The sequence below is a fragment of the Flavobacterium sp. CG_23.5 genome, from assembly GCF_017875765.1.
Taxonomy (GTDB): domain Bacteria; phylum Bacteroidota; class Bacteroidia; order Flavobacteriales; family Flavobacteriaceae; genus Flavobacterium.
The window spans coordinates 1,595,171-1,613,776 of the sequence record NZ_JAGGNA010000001.1; the positions used below are offsets into that span (position 1 = coordinate 1,595,171).

Consider the following 18,606-nt stretch of genomic DNA (forward strand, 5'->3'; position numbering starts at 1 on the left):
AGTGGAGGACTACACCGTATCTATAAAACTCTTCTCCGTCTTATTAAAAATCAATACTCCCACCAAAAATACGATAACCGTTACCGCAAAAGTATATAACAACCCAAAAACAGAAATCTGTCCCACATTTAACAACATATATCGTGTGGTTTCTATAATATACGCTAACGGATTGTATTGCACTAACCATCCATACGAAGGCAATTTTTCTTTAATCAATGCCATAGGATACATCACTGCAGATAAATACATCAACAATTGCACCCCAAAACTGATCAGGTAACTAAAATCTCTGTATTTGGTGACCAAAGACGAAATAAACATTCCTAATCCTAGTCCTAAAACCCCCATCAAGACAATAAGTAAAGGAAAAAATACGGCAGTCGCATTCAAACTAACTAAAGCTCCTTGATAGTAATAATAAATATAAAAAGCGATAAAAATGAAGAACTGGATTCCAAATTTAATTAAATTGGAGATCACGATGGAAATAGGCACAATCAATCTGGGGAAATATACCTTGCCAAATATTCCTGCATTAGCACCAAAAGTATTTGAGGTTCCTGTTAGGCATGCCGTAAAATAATTCCAAACTGTAATTCCTGCTAAATTAAACAAGAACGGAGGAACAGTTCCAGTATCAATTCCTGCCAAATTATTAAAGATAATCGTAAAAGTAATTGAGGTAAACAACGGTTGGATCAAGTACCAAAGTGGACCGAGAACCGTTTGTTTATAAACCGTCACCACGTCTCTTTTTACAAACAGCAGCAGCAAATCCCTATACTGCCATACTTCTTTGAGATTGAGGGAGAAGAACTTATTTTTAGGAGTTATCTCAAAAAGCCAATTGTTATCTATATTATCGTGGTTATTCATGTAGGTATGCTAAGCGGCTATTATTGGGTATAATCTTTATTTTTTTAATTTGTGGTATAGAAAGTTGACAAATATAACAATTTTGGCTATGAATCTATATAAGTAGCGCACTAAGTGTATTCTTTTTGTTTTTGAGGGGCAATCAGTATACAAAACCCTATTTTTCTGACAGATAAAAAAGAACACAACGCTTCCTCCGGTAAAAACGGGACCGTACTATTTATTATTAACCCGTGGGATGTAATTCATTCTTGATCTTTTTTTAAAACATAGAAACATAGTTTTTTTTTTTGGATTTTGAAAGTCGTTTCACTTTATTTAAGAAAACATAGCTAGGTAAAACCAATAATTGGGCTATTGACATTTTTTCTATGTTTCTATATGGTTAAATTTTATGTTTAGCTATTCAATGTCTTTTCTGTATAATTGCAGCCAACTGGTTATTATTATTTAGTTGATAGCAAAACAAAAAAGTCCACAGCTTTAAAGGATATTAATAGGTTAGCACAGATTGATCTTATTACAGTCGATGTTTATCCGTTGAATCCGTGTTAGCTGTGTGCCATTTTATATTGCTTTTTTATAAAAAAATTCTGCCTCGAACTGACGGTACCGAGAGACATCGCATTCGAAAATTCAAATGGTTCTATAAAAGGATATTTCCAAATTTTCGTCTCCCTTTAGTCTTGAAGCTTCGGGAGGAATAAAACGAGAATTCCCTTTGAATACCTTCTCAAAAACACCTATTCAATTCCCGAATTGCACACTATACTTTTAGCAAATAAAAATTACATTATATAGTTTTGTTCCTCTTTCCACAGGATACGCTACTTCAATTTCTATAATGACATGAACAATCAGTCAGTCCAACAAAAAGTAAAAAACATATATCAGATGCTGTTCGAAATGGCATCTGGCAACTTCATATTCAGGATGCATAGAGATCCTGAGAATAATCAATTGGATGAAGTGGCAGTCATGCTCAATACTACTGCCGAAAAAATGGAGTTGTTAATCTCAAAGTTGGGTTATATAAATCCACCGTACAAACAACAAAGCTCAGTTCAAGCTACAATTATTCTAGACAGAACATTTACAATCGAGAACTTCAGCGAAGAAGTCCCTTCAATTTTAGGATACAAGCCGGAAAAACTTCTCAAATTAGGTTTTCACGAAATACTTGCCAAACAATCCTTACCATCATGGGAAGCCATTACGGCTGAAGCACCATCCGACAAAGAGGTACACACAGCCGTTCAATTATTATTCATTACGCCAACTCAACACTTCGTTCCCTCCTATTGTACCTTTTCTAGGCAATTATATAACAATACGATTATTGTCAGTTTAATTACGACCATTCTTCAGGACATCCTGCCAGAAACAACCAACATAGACCAGCACCTATCAGACGCAGTACTTATTCAAAATGTATATGATTACATTTTGAACCATTTAGAGGATCCATTACCAAGTACAAAGGAATTGTCAAAAATATTCATTGTAAATGAATTCAAATTAAAAGATAGTTTTAGGCATTTCTTTAACACCAGCATATATCAGTTTTACATGGACGAGAGACTAAAACGAGCACAAATTTTAATCCTGCAAACTAGCATCACTTTAAAAGAAATCGCTTTTATTATTGGATTTAATGACTACACCAACTTCTACAAGGCTTTTAAAAAGCGATTCAATTATTCCCCAAGCGACTTAAAACGTAATAATAATAATAATAATAATAACTCCGAAAACAAATACTAATAATAATACAATTTAGTATTTGCATACTGATATTCCCAAATTACCATTTTACAAGATTTTCATTTACAGAACTTTACTAAATCAAAAGCACTAAAAATGAAAGTCACGAACAACATCAGAAAAAACTACATCGACATTATAAGCTACTTGTTTATTATCCTCTTCTCCTATGCTTCGTTTAGTAAATTATTAGATTATGAAAGTTTCACCATACAAATTGGGCAATCACCGTTGATAAGTGCTTTTGCCGGTTGGGTTTCTTGGTCTATTCCTTCACTAGAACTATTAATCGCAGCTCTGCTGATGTTTAAGAATACTAAACTCCCTGCCTTGGTCGCTTCTTTCACCCTAATGGTGATGTTCTCTGCCTATATCTTCATCATACTGCACTACAGTGAATTTGTGCCTTGCTCCTGTGGTGGGATACTTGAAAAAATGACTTGGAACCAACATCTAACATTCAATCTTATCTTTTGCCTTCTAGCTGCTTTTGCAATCGTATCATCTATGCAGTTACGTCAACAAAACAAAGCGTGGAAACCACGATGTGGACTGGTTCTTATCGCAACAAGCCTTTTTGCAGTTGGTATAGTGCTTGTATTATTTCTAAAATCAGAACAGATTATCCATCAGGAAAACAACTTTGTTCGCCGATATCCGCCACATCTTTATAGTAAACTAGCGCAGTTAAATTTAAAATATGATGGCAACTACTTTGCAGGAATCGCAAATGAGGTTGTGTATTTAGGTAACTACGCATCACCCCTATCCATAGTGGCTATAGACAAGAATCTGAAAGTCGTAGGCAATTATCGAATTGACCTGAATAATTATGACCTGCCATACAGAGCCGCACTGGTTCGTATAAGGCCACCCTATTTTTACCTGACAGACGGCACGGTTCCCTGTATTTTCAGAGGCAAAATAGCCGACTGGAAAGCAAAGCAAATACCAGATACTAAAACATATTTTTCAGCATTTGAACCTATCGATGCGTCGGCAGCAGTCTTTCGCGGCAAAAGCCCTAAAACCGGTGAGAGCATTCTCGGGGCTATGTTGTTTTCAAATAACAAAACTAAAGTACTATGGGGTAACGGACTCCTTCAAAAACAAATAGACGGAATCTTTGATTGTGATGGTATGTTACGGTACAACTCCGAAAATCAAAAACTTATTTATACCTACTATTATCGCAATCAATTTATAGTAGCTGATAAAAACATGAAAGACCTCTATCGAGGCAACACAATTGACACAACCAGTTTTGCCAAAATTAAAGTGGCAACACTAAGTAATGGCGACCGAAAAATGGCGGAACCTCCGCTAATGGTCAATAAGTTAAGTAGTACGTCAGGCAACCAGTTATTTGTCAATTCAAATCTCCGTGGTCGATTTGAATCACTGACACTATGGAAACAAACTTCAGTAATTGATGTATATGACCTAAAAAATAATGTGTACGATTATAGCTTCTATGTATATCATCTCAATGAAAAAAAGCCGCAAGCAATGTATGCTGTAAAAAATCGAATTTACTTCTTATTTGAAAAAACACTGGTAGTATATCAAATCGATAAATCAGTCAGAAGATAATATAAAGAAATACCCTTTCGGGTATCAGGAATCAGATCGAACACCTGTAGAAAAAAGTAGATCAAAAAAATAACTTTAAATTTTAACATTATGAAAAATGTAAAATTGTTTTTGTCAGCAGCGTTATTTATCGTTGCGGCAGCCGGAGCGTTCGCAACCACTGCCTCTAAAAAAGCTGTAACCAAATCTGGTGTGCTAAGCACTTTTCCAGGTTACATCAAGCAGGGTCCTAACTGTGTGCTTAAAAACAACTGCACGGATGTACCTAATGCGGTATTGTGTACGGAAACCCAAACGGGCGGGGCACAAGTTTTTGGAATAACTGATGCTACACACTGTGCGGTACAGTTATGGAGACTACCTAACTAAACAGTTAAGCAGTCAAAAAAAGCAGTTCCTAACCCAGGAACTGCTTTTTCATTAATAATAAATTACTATTGCATACCCTTCATAATCCAATCTGGAGCCGTGGCATCTTTTAGATAAGTGGAAAGCCATTTCTCATACCGCTGTGTAAAATCTTTCTGACTCTCAAATTGACTTAAAACATGATCATTTTTAGGATATATAAGCATGATGTGCTTTTTCCCTAATCGTCGCAACGCATTATAAAATTCAATACTTTGGTAATAAGGCACTTGTTGATCTTCCGCTCCGCTCCAAGTCAACATAGGAGCTTTAATATTTTGTGCATGCATTACCGGTGAATTTCTTAAATACCCTTCCGTATATTCATACAGCGACTTTTCCAAACGCCATTGATCATTCTCATAGCGCCATATTTCAGGTCTACCAGTATTCCTGCCATTCAAAAGATAATGGCTTACCAAATCAGATATTCCGGCACCCGCTATAACAGTGGCAAAAATATCGGTTTGAGTAGCAATAAAGTCCGCTTCATAGCCCCCAAAAGAATGACCGTGCAAACCTATTTTATTAGGTAATACTAAATCCATGGCAATGACTGCTTTGGTAGCCGAAACAACACAATCAGTAGCACTGATTCCTACATCACCCATTTCAAAAGATATATCGGGATGCAGCACGAAATAACCTTGAGAATTCAGATTACTTGTATTGATACCGTAGGTATTATACAAAGTGGGGTTCACATAAGTGTGCAAATGTTGACTCAGTTTTTCGTAAATATAAACGACCATAGGATATTTTTTTGCTGGGTCATAGTTAGCCGGATAATATAAAGCACCTTGAAGTTTCTTGTTTTTTGAATTGGTATAACTAATAAGTTGTGATTTGCCCCAATGATAGTTTTCTTGTTGTGGATTACTATTTACAACCAACTTCGGAAATGGTATTGCTTCTACTAATGCCATGATAGTAGGTGGCACATTAAAGTCTTGCATTGTATAGTATAATGTTTTAGTGGTATTAGTGTAACCAAGCTGAGTAATATTCTTTGCTTCAAATACTAACGCCTTCTCCGTCATATCCCAATGATAATATCCCGATTGTTTGGTAAACTTTCCAAATGCCTTAAGATACAAACCCTTTTCCAAATCAAGTAGTGCAAAAGTAAACCCATCAAAATTCATAAGCCGGTCTATTTGCCCTAAAGGATAGGAAAGGCGAAATACAATTTGCTGCTCTCTGCCTTTGGTAAGTCGTTTTGTTTTCAAGTCTTTCAGATTGATTGACCATAAATCATATTCGTCATAAATGATTACTGACGCATCATCAGCTGTCCAACCGGCAATACCATATGCAGGCTTTACTCCTGCTCTGTCATACGATGCATCATAAATCATTGGCACCATGCCGGCACTAATGTTTATATGTTTTCCTGTAGCGATCTCATAAACCCACCAGTGTTTATCGCTGCGATAGGCAACATACTTACCACTATAAGAGGGTGTGATTTCACCTAAGTCACAGACTAGATTTTCCAAAAAGAGGGTTTGTTTACCGGTATTCAAATTGGTTAAATACCAATCGGTGGTATTCAAATAATCAAACTGGGGTTTTTCTCCCATAGGATTATGAGTAATAGCGTACTCCTGGTCACCGTTAAGCATTAGCTTAGGCTGCTCATTCGTAGTTAACTGCAAAAAGCGTCCATTATCCGGCCACCAAACGGCACATTTCGATGTTTTATCAAAGCGTCCCGTTATTTGCGCTTGGGGATAAGTCCAGACATCATTGCCATTCCATACCTGTACTTGTGGTTTTTCAGTACCCGTGCTGCCTTCCGTAATGTAAAAAAACACCCGTTGACCATCATCAGAAATCCTAAAATGGGTCCAAATCGGAGATTCAATTGTGCTGGTTTTTGGAATAGTTGGCAGGAGATTAGCATCAAAACTATATAATTTATTTTCTGATAGGCGATACAAATATAAGTTCTTGCCATGACGAAAATCAAGCGTATCTTTGTAGTTTTTCACAAAAGCAAAAGAGGCTCCTTTTCCTTGCCACACGATATTTTCAAACGTCGCTGCTCCATCTGTAGCTAGTTTTTTAAAATCACCTTTACCCGCAAAGGAATAATAATGTAGCGACGACTCCTCTCCGGTTACAGTATAAACCATACTGCTGCCTGCCGGATTAAGTACAAATCCACTTACTCCGTTGAATTCGTCTTTAGCACTCCCAGCAGGGCTCCCAATAGTAAGTTGATTCGAATCATTCAAATAAATTAATGTTGCCCCATCATTCGAAAAAGCATATTGTGTTACCCCTTTTATTTGTCGGGTCAAACCGGTTTTAAGGTTCACTACCGTAAGTACTTTTTCAGGCAGCATACAGGCAAACCAACTATCTTTAGCAAATTTACCATCATACCCTTTCGCAAAAGCATGGGTTTTTGTAGCCTCTTTATTCCTTACCGCGAGCGTATCACTCCCACTCTCATAAGCAAAGTGATAACTCACCCAATCGCCTTTGGCAGAGACTGCTTGCATTTCCATAGTACTCCACAAATGGTAATCCTGTTCAGTAAGATTCTTTTTGGGCGTAACCTGCCCCAATACAGAGCAGGAAAAAAAGACAATACCTAAAATAAATAGATGCACTAAAGCTGTATAAAACCTATTGTTGTAAAATAATGTTCTCATAATTAATAACCCGCATTCTGCGGAGCAAGATTAGGGTTAATCAATAATTCCGACTGTGGTACAGGCCAAAGACTGTCAGTACTGTTCCATCCCGGTTTTAGAGGGGATAAAGCAGTATCTAATTTTGCGGTACGTTGCAAATCAAAGAAGCGCATCCCGGTTTCAGTAAAAAATTCAAAGCGTCGTTCTTGGATTATCTCATCCACAACTTCCGTACTGGTCAGCGCGGTAGTGTTGCCAAGTCCCGCAGTAATGCGGACAAAATTCAAGTCTTCCTTAGCGCCGATCAAATCTCCTTGCTTGGCACGTGCTTCAGCTCGAATCAAATATTGCTCAGCAAGTCGCAGCAGTACCGAATTTTCGGTCGTTGTTGTTGAACTATTATTTTGCTTGTATTTATAAGCGTGATACCAAGTAGTAGTACCATCAGTAATAGGTCGAATCCAATGTTTTTTTCGTTGGTCTCCAACTTCAAAAGAATCATACAGTTCTGTACGTAATGCTACAGTTGGAGGTGGTCCTGCAGTAAAAATAAATAAACCGCCTTCCTGAGTATTGGCATAACCACCGCCAGAAGCAAATTGCCAAATAGTACTGCTGCACGATTTTAAAAATATTTTATCCAAATCCGTTTCCCATACATACAATCCATCTTCATTTAATACAGCCGAGGCAGCATTAGAAGCTTGTGCCCATTGTCCAGTATACAAATGCATTCGGGCAAGCAGTGCAGTAGCTGCCCACTTATTAGGTCTGACCCTATCAGTACTTACATAGTTTTCAGGCAATAAGACTGCAGCCTGTTCCAAATCAGTTATGCATTGTCCATAAACTGCTGTTGCTTGCAAACGGTGCACAATACTGTTTTGCTGATAGTCTGTGCTGGTGATATACGGACATGCTCCATAAACACCCGCCAAATACGAGTGTAGCAACGCACGAACAAAAAGTGCTTCACCTATAAGTGCATGCTTTTGTGTAGCAGTAAGTGCTGCCGAAGCGGTAACGCCCTCAATCACGGCATTGGCAGCATATATTTGACTATAAGTGGTCGTCCACATTTCCTGAACAAAACCATTAGTAACGGTCAAAGCATTATTATAAAAAGGTTCTGCGGTATAGGCTCCTGTCTGATAGCATACTAATTCATCGGTATACTGCCCCAATAAATTCGATAGCCCTAAAGGTTTTCCAGTCAGTAGCCCGCTGTCTCTCATTTTAGCGTATATGTCTTTCATCGCTGCGGTAGCAGTAGTATTATTTTCAAAAACTGTTTTACCGATCAATTGGGAATTAGGCTGCGCTACATCCACAAAATCATTGCAGGAGAAAGCAATACCTAACAATAGACAGGGAAAAGCACGACTAAAGCATCGGATAATAATAAGTATATTTTTCATGGTCTCTTTTTTAAAATTTATATTCGGCTCCAAAACTGATAATGCGCATAGGAGGCAGATAATTAAAACTTCTGAACTCTGGATCGCCGTCTTTATAGCTGGTTAGCGTCAACAGATTTTGAGCCTGCAGGAATAGTCTACATTGCAAACCTATAGTAGTAGTGGGCACGTCATAAGAAACAGCAATATTTTTAAGGCGTACATAAGATGCATCACTCACTGCCACATCACTGTTAGCATAGCGTCCATATGCATTCACGGCATTACTGTTCAATCCTGTGGTGTAAATTTGGTTCGGTCCGCTATCGCCAGCCTGTTGCCAACTGCCCAATATAGATGTGGGTTGATTGCCAAAAGCACCCGGAGCCGAATACGGTGAAGCCGCATTCCAATTAAGTTGCTTTACAAATTGGAAAAGAAAATCCAATTGAAATCGTTTATACCGCAATTGATTTTGCAATCCCCCATAATATTCACGGCTGAAATCCCTAAACGTCTGTGCATCGTCAGCAAAAGATAAAATCCCATCACCATTCACATCCTCAAATTCATAAACTCCTAACTGCGGATTAATACCGGTATAGTGATACAATTTCTGAATGTTGATAGATTCTCCAATAACATATTGGTTTCGGTAAGTACTGGCTTCTAATCCCGGAAAAGCAATCAGCTTATTTTTAGGCACGGTGATATTGAAACTCGTAGTCCATCCAAAAGCATCCTTTTGAACGTTCACAGTGCGCAAGGTCAGTTCGAGTCCTGTATTTTGCACCGTAGCGGCAAGATTTGATTGCAGGGAGGTAAAACCGGTTGTGGCTGGCAACGGCATTCCTATAAGTTGATTCGAGGAACGATTGCGGTACCAACTCGCAGTCGTAAAGATTCTATCCCCTAGAAAACCAAGTTCGATAGCAGCTTCCATTTTTCGGTTGCTCTCCCAACTGAAATTAGGATTAAACAATCGCATCGGTTGCAGTCCTACTGTTCCGTCATATACATTGCCTGAAGACTGGTAAGTATCAAGATATTGGTAATCACCTATCTGGTCATTTCCCGTCACACCATAACTACCACGTAGCTTTCCAAAACTCAGTAAGGACAAGTGTTCTTTAAGTAGGTTTGCTGATGAGAATAACCAGGCAGCACCTACCGCACCAAAATTGGCAAACTGCTTTCCGGGACCAAAACGACTCGAACCGTCACGACGACCGGTCAGGTTCACAAAATACATATCCTTCCACGACAGGTTTACTCGCCCGAAGAAAGCTTGGTAGCGATACACCGTTTCATCGTCATAGTAAGTTTTGCTGAAACTGGCAGAAGCCAGATTATAGAGTAAACTGTTGCTAGTAAAACCCGAACCATACTGTATCAATCTGTCACTTAGCTGATTTTGAAACGTCCCTCCAAAAAGCACATCAATTTTACCGTGACCTAAATTGTGCTGCCAGTTCAATTGTGGTTCCACTATCCAAGAGCGTCGCCCCGTCGTAGTGAGAAATATAGCCGAATATTCAGGTCCTGCTTCATATACAGGGTCATAGATGGAAGAAGGATCAGTACGGCTTTCATGATGATGTAGGTCCGTAAAACCAAGGCTGGTTTTAGCTGTGAAATTATAAGGCAGTTGATAGGAGAATGTGCTGTTCGCTACTAGACTGTTGGTCTTGGCCAAAGCCTCGGCGTGAAGAGCTGCTAAAGGATTCTCCCAACTGCTGTTTTCCCAATTCAGGTTGCCTTCAGCATCATAAAGTGCAGGTGCATTAGGTGCAAGGTTCCGCGATATTCGGGTCAGGTCTGCTGCCGGTTGATCGTTGTGTTGCACATCATAACTGCCAGAAAACACCACTTTAAAACGTTTATCTTCACTCTCGTGGTCTAAGCTCACATGCACGCCTCCTTTTTTATAATAAAAGTCACCGGGAAAAACCGTGCTTTGTGTATAGGTATTCCCGCTAACCAAAAAATGGGTCTGTGCCGAGCCCCCAGAAACAGCTGCTTGTAGTGTTTTAATTGTAGTAGTACCACCAGTAAGTTCCTTTTGCCAATCGGTATACCTTGTAGAATCCCAAGTACCGTTAACATCATAAGCATTATAAGGGTAATCAGTAATCCCGTCATTGGCAAATGCCTGTTGGCGTATAGCACGATAATCCTCGGTATGTAGCAGATCAAGCATTCGGGTCACTTGACCTATTCCGGTACTGGCACTGGCTGTAAATTGACTTTTCCCCGCCTTCCCTTTTTTAGTGGTAATGAGCACCACTCCGTTAGCACCACGCGAACCATAAATAGCCGTAGCATCAGCATCTTTCAATATTTCTATACTTTCAATAGTGCTCGGATTGATACTGTTAAGCGGACTGGTTGCTGTCGGCAACGTCGAGGAAGTCTGTGCATCCCCTATCGCATCCGAGGCAAAAGGTACCCCGTCAATAATATACAACGGAGCATTTCCAGTACTTCGCAAACTGTTAAGTCCACGAATTCGAATATCAAAACCACCACCCGGCACACCTGTTGTTTGCACAACATCCACCCCGGCCATTCTGCCTTGCATAGTAGCAAGTACATTGGCCACAGGTTGTTTTTCAATATCTTTTGATGTGATTTTAGCGATGCTGCCGGTGCGTTCGCTTTCTTTTACGCTATAATATCCCGCATTAATTTTCACTTCCTGCAGTTGGGTGGCATCCTCTTGAAGACGTACATTAACGGTAGTACGTCCCGCTATCGGAACAGTCAAGGTTTTATACCCTATAAAAGAAAAAATAAGAGTGTCCGTAGCATTAGCAGTGAGACTGTAGGTACCGTCATAATTGGTAACAGTAGTAGTCGATTTTCCCTTTAAGGATATAGTAACACCGGTCAATACACCCTGACTGTCAGTTACGATTCCAGTAATATTTTGCTGTTGAGGAATGGGTATGGGCAATGGTGTTCGAGCCATAACGGGAAGACAGTACAGATACAATCCAAAAAGTATTGGATAATAAAGTGCCGCCCAACCCTTAAATATTGAATTTTTATTCATAATATTGGTTAGTTAAATGAAACGTTAGTTTTGTTAGCGATGGTCCTCTATGCAGTTGTCGAGACGGTTGGAGGGCCTTTTTTGTCATTGCGAGGCACGAAGCAATCGCACTATTACTATTCTATCATAGGCAAGCTGTTTTATTTAAGATTTTTAAGAGCTCATAAATTTAAAATTAAATTCACTTGGCTTTTTTATTCAAAGAACCTTCAGGGGTTTCTCATTAGACTGGAAATTTCGTCAGAATTCCGAGTAAAAATAAAAACTCATTGAGCGTAAGTATCAAAAAAGTTAGTTCGACTGTTTTTTGTGCAATGAAATGAAGCAAAAAATGTATCAAAAACGTCAGTTCGAGTGTTTTTTGTGCAATGAAATGAAGCAAAAAATGTATCGAGAACCGTTTTTGATGATACCAACTGATTAAATACTAATAACAATGATAACAGCGTATGTTAGATAAAACTACTGCAACCATAAAGCCAAAGGCATATAAGCGTTATGAATGCCACAATTAATGCAGCCCTTATTTGTATGTAGTACTTCATGTTATTATTTACTTGTTTAAAAGGTTAAGTTCTTTGTTTGTAAGTGACTAAAAATAACCTGCACCTTGTGATAACTAACTCAAATTAAATTATGTCCATTTTATTCAAAAGGTGTTTCGGTGCAGGTATTTTTTAAGCATTATAGTTGTGTCTCCTTGATAATTCCATACTGGGCGAAGCCGAAGTACAGTCGAAGGGCTTAAATTAGGAATAGTTTTTAACTCATAGGCGCATAGTTTTAGTGGTTAGACTGGTTAACAAATCAATGTGAGACTATGAAAATGAGGAAGATTGGCTTAGAACCAGCTGAGGTATAGCCATAAAAAAATGGCATGGAACTCAGCTTAAACGCTATCAAGGTACTGGTATACCCGCACACGAATAAGTGAGCCCACGCCATGGGACGTGAGCATCGTACCTATCATCTCGTGTGCTAAAATTACCAGTTTTTGATAACGAGATTCAAAGCGAATGCTTCAAATATTTTACATGAAGAATCGCAAAAATACATCTTATGATGTATTCGTAAGACAAATATATAAAATTAATTTAAATAAGTAACCTACAGGTGTCCTTTATTTTCTTTTTTAAAAATGAAATTTACTTTTATGAATAACGACGATTTCACATTAGAAAAGATAGCTCTCGGAATTAGAATAAACGAACTTAGACAAAAGATTTTAAATCCCATTAACAAGAAACCAATTTCTCAGGAAGAATTAGGGCTAATAGCAAATGTTACAAAAAAAACGATTGGAGAAATAGAGAGAGGTGAAACTAACCCTAAATTAGAAACCTTATTGATGATTTGTAAAGGACTTAATGTCACAATCAAGGAGCTATTTAATTTTGATCTTGAAAAGTACAAAACCGTGAAAATAAAAAAAGATGCCTAAGCATCTTTTTTTTATGGAAACCACTTAAACTGTAGTGTTCAATTCAGGAATCACACACTATACTATTTGTAGCTATCTCAATAAAGCTATAGGTTTGATACTTAATCAAATCTATAATAAGGATGGAATGGTATGAAATAATAGGGCTAATTGTTATATGGATTGTAGGCCTTTACTTAAGAGGTAAATTTTATGAGCATACGAGGAATAGGCATTATAATGATAGTTGGAGGAAGAAATGAAAGATGCTATGAAGTGTCTTTTTTTGTATACGGGATTATGGGAATCCCACTGGTGCTCGATTGCATCGAGTACCAAGTATTTTTGGAAAGATAAAACAGAGCGTTTATAACGCGGATAGCGAAAAACCAGACCCTCGAAATACCTGCTCTTCTAGGTCTCCCCGCTTCACAAAGTGCACAACCTAAATTCTATTCAACCCCAACAACGCGGAATTGTATTCCCTAACTATCACTGTTTATTTTAAAACTACTCAAGCAATTATCATAGACACTAAAAAATCAAATTATAACCACTATGCAATTCGGGAATTTCACTATTCAATTCGGGAATAGCACACCACATCATTTGCAACCTGAGCAACCATCAAATAGATTTGCCTTCCGATTCAATTACTGAATCAGTCAAATTGTAAATCTTAAACAGCAATAATGAAATTGTTTTCTGAATCATTGATATCCCAATTAGAACATAGATTAATAGTAATCCATCTGGAAACAGAAAACCAGATTCTATGCGCTGAATTGGCAATAAAAAGTATAGTTATTGTCTTAGAGAAACTAAAAAAATTTTTCATGAAATATAAATTGTTAAATAAGAAGGAGGAAATAGAATTCTTTCGAAACATCAAACCAAAGTTTGCCAGTAAACTGATTTATTACAACGAAATCTATACTATCGAAACCAACAAGCCATTGGGTTCTCAAAAAACAATACGCAAATATTATAAAGCAGAACTCCTTAAACTAAAAGTCTTTTTTGATGAAAATCAGGAATTTTACCGCTACTACCGCACCAATAATCAATGCCTCGATGCTACGTATTTTATAAGAGGCAAATACGATGTAAAATTGACACTCGATAGTTTTTACTTTCAGGCAGATCCTCGTTTTTCTACTTCACATGACTATAAATTGGCAAAAATAATGGCCAATGATTTACTTAAATCCTACTTCGAATCAGAACTTGAAAAATTGGAAAATAAGAAAAAAAGTAGCACTGCCCCTCCTTCATTGCATAAAAGCCAAAAGTGGACAGGATCAAAAGTAGAGTTGATTGAACTGATCTATGCACTGCATACGGAAGGTGCTATTAATAACGGAACATCTGGACTCAAAGAAATTGCAAGCTTTTTCGAATACACTTTTTCTATTGATTTGGGTCAGTTCAATAGGGTTTTTCTCGAAATCCGAAATAGGAAATCCGACAGAACAAAATTTCTGAATACGCTCAAAAATAAGCTGATAATCCGTATGGACGATGCAGATGAGAATTAAAAAAGGCTACTCAAAAATGAAATGCCCCCAAAAAGTTAGACACTATTTGGGGGCATTTTTATGGAAACAAAAGTCAAATACAATCATGGCTAATACTAAAACATAATAGCATTTACAATTGCCAACCGTATCACTTCAGCTTCTTAATCAGCACTACCAGTTTCACCAATAAGATGTGTTATAAGTTTAGTCCAGTCCGGGTCAATCGCCTCTATTGATTCTGTTTTAGACGCATAACTGGAGCATCGGACAATTGACGAAGCAGTGAGGATAATTTTTTTATCCATTTCTGTCAGCAGAGGATTACTAAGGATACCTCTTTCGAATTTAACAACAAAGTCATAAAGTACTACATAGCGGTCTTCCTTCTTTGATAGAAATTGAAAAGAATGGATAAAATCACTAAGAATGAATTTGCCAGTTGAAGACATATTAGAAGTGGCGATGACTTCAAATAAATTAGTTCTGTTATCCGAATTGATAAAAGTTGCCTTACCCGATAGTTTAGGATCATAGTCGGCTCCTCTTAAACTATTAACAGCAATAGGGGCATGAACAATAGAGCCATCACTATCAATTATTGAATTTTCTGCTGCATTAGTCTCAGATAATTCAGTGGGAACCCGCCCAGCCGTGTCATAAGGATTCTCGCTGTTAGCGGGCATTACATCACCTTTTCTTGAATTATAATAATTGATCTCCTTGTCCGAACCAAAACTGTTTGGCGCTGCACTCGATAAATTAGAAGTATCGGTAGTGCAGGAATCAAGTGTTACTAAAAAGGAGATGCAGATTAATGTGTTAAGGCATAAATAGATTTTTTTCATCTTTATTAATGTTTTTAAATGTTACTGATTACTTTTTTCATCAGTTCATTTCTCCCGGGATAATCTGAACAAGGTGTTGGTTTTGCTCATAACAAAACCGTTTGAATTCAAGGCAAAACTAAGGGCACATGTTTCCTCCGACAAGCCAACACCTATTCAATTCGGGAATCTATGCTATGAAATTCCCGAATTGAACATAGCAAAATTTAAAATAAACAGCAGACAAACAATTAGTTACACTCAACAAGGCAAAAAAATTATTTACTAGGACGATTCCAGCATCGATTAAACTATTTTAGTTACATTTATTTTTCAGGAATTAAGTAATCAAGTTTATTAATCCTGGATTTTCTAATCAGTAAACCCCAATCTCTTTCAATAATGACAAAAAAATACTTTCTTATAATATGGATATGCTTTTATTATTATGCAAATGCACAGCAAAAGAATTTTGTCATTCCGGACAGTCTTGAAGCCAAAAGCTATGAATATTTTAACAAAAACATATTATATAAAGAACGAGACAGCATCAAAGAGCGTCTTTATACAAAATCATGGCTAACAAAGGCAAAAAGGGAGAGAAACTTTGGTCAAATGGCACTGGCCTATAAAACCTTGATATATAAAAGCAATAAAAAATTACAACTTAGATATGCCGATAGTATGGTGATAGCGGCTAAAAAAACAGCCGACATTGAATTAATCGGATCAGTCTACATGACAAAAGGTATTGTGCATTATGATCGTAAAGAACACATGAAGGCACTCGATAGCTACCTGATAGCAGATAAATATATTTCAAAGACATATAACCTATACCTTATTTATAAAGTAAAATATGTTATTGGTCAAATCAAATATTACCTTGGTTTTTACGATGAGGCAATAACATTGTTTAAAGAATGCGTCAAATATTTTAAGGAAGAAGATGACCGTGCGTATCTAAATTCGCTTCATTCTCTAGGACTCTGTTATAACTTGACGGGTAAATATAAGCTGTGCAGCCAGACAAATCAGATGGGACTGCGTGCTGGTCTACGCTTTAAAAATTCAGAAATGCAGTCCTACTTCATCCATTCCGAAGGGATTAATCAGTATTTCAATCACAATTATAGTGATGCGATTAAGAAATTAACAATGGCGTTACCTGCAGTGAGACATAATAAGGACTTTGCAAACGAAACGGTGGCGTATTTTTACATCGGTAAAAGCTACTGGTCACAAAATCTTAAGGAAAAAGCGTTGCCTTATTTCAAAAAAATAAATGAGGCATTTCAAAAGCAAAATTACATACGTCCGGATTTACGGGAAGCGTATGAAATATTAATTGACTATTATCACCAGAGAAACAACAAGGAATTACAGTTATACTACATCAGTGCTCTTTTAAAAGTAGACCACGTTCTCAGTCAGGACTACAAATATCTTTCAGGAAAAATACACAAGGAATACGACACAAAAAAATTACTTCAAACAAAACGTGATATTGAGCAGTCAATGAAATACAGGACAGTTGCGGGATTTAGTATCATTATTATAATGACTTTAGTTATTGCTTTTCTAACTTTTAGGCATTTTAGAAATAAAAGATTATTTGAAGAGTTAATGAATCGCAAACCCGATAAGGTCAGATCATTAGTTTCGGACAATGACAGTAAAGAAATGGAACTGGATATCAGCGCTGAAGTGGTTATGGGAATTCTAAAAAATCTTGAAAAATTTGAACACAATAAAAAATACCTTCAAAAAGACATGAATTTGCGAAAAATAGCTTCATTATTAAACACCAACACGAAATACGTTTCAAAAATTATTGCACGCTACCGAGGCAAAAGAACCATTGACTATATCAGCGATTTAAAGATCGATCATGTTATAGAATTACTCAAAAACGAAAACAAATATCGCAATTATACCAATAAGGCATTAGGTGAAGAATCCGGCTTCGGTTCTACCCAAATCTTTACACGCGCATTCAATAATCGAACAGGCCTATCCCCCACCTACTTCATTAGTAAATTACGAGATCAATTTCATCCATAGATAGCCCTAAAACTTGTACTTCCTCACACCCTTGCTGTTGCCAAAGTAGAAAATCATGGTAAAGATTTCAGCGCTGTCAGCAGGGAATGACCCCCGAGTCGAGTAATAAAGTACTATCCATTTAAACGTCCACTTTTAACTCGCCCTTAAATAAAAAGCATAGAAAAACAACGACGAAGTGAAATGGAAGCACTCCGCGAGTTGAGTCCGCAGGACGAACGGCTCGGGGTGCGGAATATTTGAAATTAAAAGGAGGACTGCCAGTGGCAGTTAGGTAAATAATTAAAATCGTTTTTAAGCTTTTTATTTTCAGGCTTGAAATCGAAGATTCATGAATACAAAAAAACAATAATAACCCATGAATATTTTTTGTTTCTTTTGTATCAAGACAAAAGAAAAAGAATCTCTTAAAAACAAAAAACGTGTAACGACACTTCAGGCTTGAAATCGAAGATTCATGAATACAAAAAAACAATAACAACCCATGAATATTTTTTTGTTACTTTCAAGGAAAAAAGTAAAGATTTTAATCATTACCAAAAATAGCAATAGCAACAAATTATCCTCTACTCGCCCCAATACTTTTAAGGATTACATTCCTGATGTTATGTAACTTTAAGGAATTTATAACCGAAAAAACACACCCCTAACCCCTCTCTAGAGGGGAACACGCGAGCGGTTTCTCTTTGAGAGAACATTTATTTTTTTTAAACTGAGCTAGAGTCGCCCTTATATTTTTATACTAAAAAATCACGGTAAGAATTTCAGCGCGGGCAGCAGGGAGTGACCCCCAAGTCGAGTGTGAAACACGAGCGGCTGGGGTCGCGATAGGGAAATACGTCCGATGATTTTTAGTGTAAAAATATGGAGGCTTGATCTTTTGTTTCTTTTGTATCAAGACAAAAGAAAAGAATTTAGTAATAAACAAAAAACGTGTAACGATAGTATACGCTTTATTACTTGTTTCATTTGAAATCATAGATTCACGACCTCCAATAAATCATTAACTCTTTAGTAATAAAAATAGCAATCGCAAC

The 18,606-nt window shown here is 37.2% G+C and carries 12 protein-coding genes; 6 read left to right on the forward strand and 6 right to left on the reverse strand.

Features of this window, described 5'->3' with window-relative positions; all coding sequences use genetic code 11:
• Positions 1 to 9: 9 nt before the first annotated feature.
• Positions 10 to 879, reverse strand: coding sequence for an ABC transporter permease (locus H4V97_RS06835; protein ID WP_209549303.1), 870 nt, complete (start codon positions 877 to 879; stop codon positions 10 to 12).
• A gap of 849 nt (positions 880 to 1,728) precedes the next feature.
• Here H4V97_RS06835 and H4V97_RS06840 point away from each other — a divergent pair.
• The 3 genes from H4V97_RS06840 (at position 1,729) to H4V97_RS06850 (ending at position 4,605) form a co-directional block, all read left to right on the forward strand.
• Positions 1,729 to 2,643, forward strand: coding sequence for an AraC family transcriptional regulator (locus tag H4V97_RS06840; RefSeq protein ID WP_209549304.1), 915 nt, complete (start codon positions 1,729 to 1,731; stop codon positions 2,641 to 2,643).
• 96 nt (positions 2,644 to 2,739) lie between these two features.
• Complete coding sequence (locus H4V97_RS06845) at positions 2,740 to 4,236, forward strand: MauE/DoxX family redox-associated membrane protein (RefSeq protein WP_209549305.1); 1,497 nt, start codon at positions 2,740 to 2,742, stop codon at positions 4,234 to 4,236.
• Positions 4,237 to 4,326: 90 nt separating this feature from the next.
• The gene (locus tag H4V97_RS06850) at positions 4,327 to 4,605 is read left to right on the forward strand and encodes a DUF6520 family protein (RefSeq protein ID WP_209549306.1); all 279 of its coding nucleotides are present in this window, start codon (positions 4,327 to 4,329) and stop codon (positions 4,603 to 4,605) included.
• Positions 4,606 to 4,670: 65 nt separating this feature from the next.
• Here the strand turns inward: H4V97_RS06850 and H4V97_RS06855 are convergent, their stop codons facing one another.
• Genes H4V97_RS06855 through H4V97_RS06865 form a run of 3 tightly spaced genes read right to left on the reverse strand, consistent with a single transcriptional unit; the run spans position 4,671 to position 11,741 of the window.
• Entirely contained in the window at positions 4,671 to 7,307 is a 2,637-nt protein-coding gene (locus H4V97_RS06855; protein WP_209549307.1) for an alpha/beta hydrolase family protein, read from the reverse strand.
• Between the two features lie 2 nt (positions 7,308 to 7,309).
• On the reverse strand, positions 7,310 to 8,707 hold the full coding sequence (locus tag H4V97_RS06860) for a RagB/SusD family nutrient uptake outer membrane protein (RefSeq protein WP_209549308.1): 1,398 nt from the start codon (positions 8,705 to 8,707) through the stop codon (positions 7,310 to 7,312).
• Positions 8,708 to 8,717: 10 nt separating this feature from the next.
• Positions 8,718 to 11,741, reverse strand: coding sequence for a SusC/RagA family TonB-linked outer membrane protein (locus H4V97_RS06865; protein WP_209549309.1), 3,024 nt, complete (start codon positions 11,739 to 11,741; stop codon positions 8,718 to 8,720).
• 1,153 nt (positions 11,742 to 12,894) lie between these two features.
• On the opposite strand from H4V97_RS06865, the gene H4V97_RS06870 reads away from it, so the two are divergent.
• Positions 12,895 to 13,182, forward strand: coding sequence for a helix-turn-helix domain-containing protein (locus H4V97_RS06870; protein ID WP_209549310.1), 288 nt, complete (start codon positions 12,895 to 12,897; stop codon positions 13,180 to 13,182).
• A gap of 658 nt (positions 13,183 to 13,840) precedes the next feature.
• Here the strand turns inward: H4V97_RS06870 and H4V97_RS15835 are convergent.
• Positions 13,841 to 13,999 (reverse strand): hypothetical protein, encoded by a 159-nt coding sequence (locus H4V97_RS15835; RefSeq protein WP_245345207.1) that lies wholly within the window; start codon positions 13,997 to 13,999, stop codon positions 13,841 to 13,843.
• Here H4V97_RS15835 and H4V97_RS06875 point away from each other — a divergent pair.
• The gene (locus tag H4V97_RS06875; RefSeq protein WP_245345208.1) at positions 13,998 to 14,699 is read left to right on the forward strand and encodes an RteC domain-containing protein; all 702 of its coding nucleotides are present in this window, start codon (positions 13,998 to 14,000) and stop codon (positions 14,697 to 14,699) included. The two genes, H4V97_RS15835 and H4V97_RS06875, sit on opposite strands and share 2 nt — an antisense overlap.
• 143 nt (positions 14,700 to 14,842) lie before the next feature.
• Here the strand turns inward: H4V97_RS06875 and H4V97_RS06880 are convergent, their stop codons facing one another.
• The gene (locus tag H4V97_RS06880) at positions 14,843 to 15,526 is read right to left on the reverse strand and encodes a hypothetical protein (protein ID WP_209549312.1); all 684 of its coding nucleotides are present in this window, start codon (positions 15,524 to 15,526) and stop codon (positions 14,843 to 14,845) included.
• Positions 15,527 to 15,907: 381 nt separating this feature from the next.
• Here H4V97_RS06880 and H4V97_RS06885 point away from each other — a divergent pair, with 381 nt between their 5' ends.
• On the forward strand, positions 15,908 to 17,569 hold the full coding sequence (locus H4V97_RS06885) for an AraC family transcriptional regulator (RefSeq protein ID WP_209549313.1): 1,662 nt from the start codon (positions 15,908 to 15,910) through the stop codon (positions 17,567 to 17,569).
• The last annotated feature ends 1,037 nt before the right edge of the window (positions 17,570 to 18,606 follow it).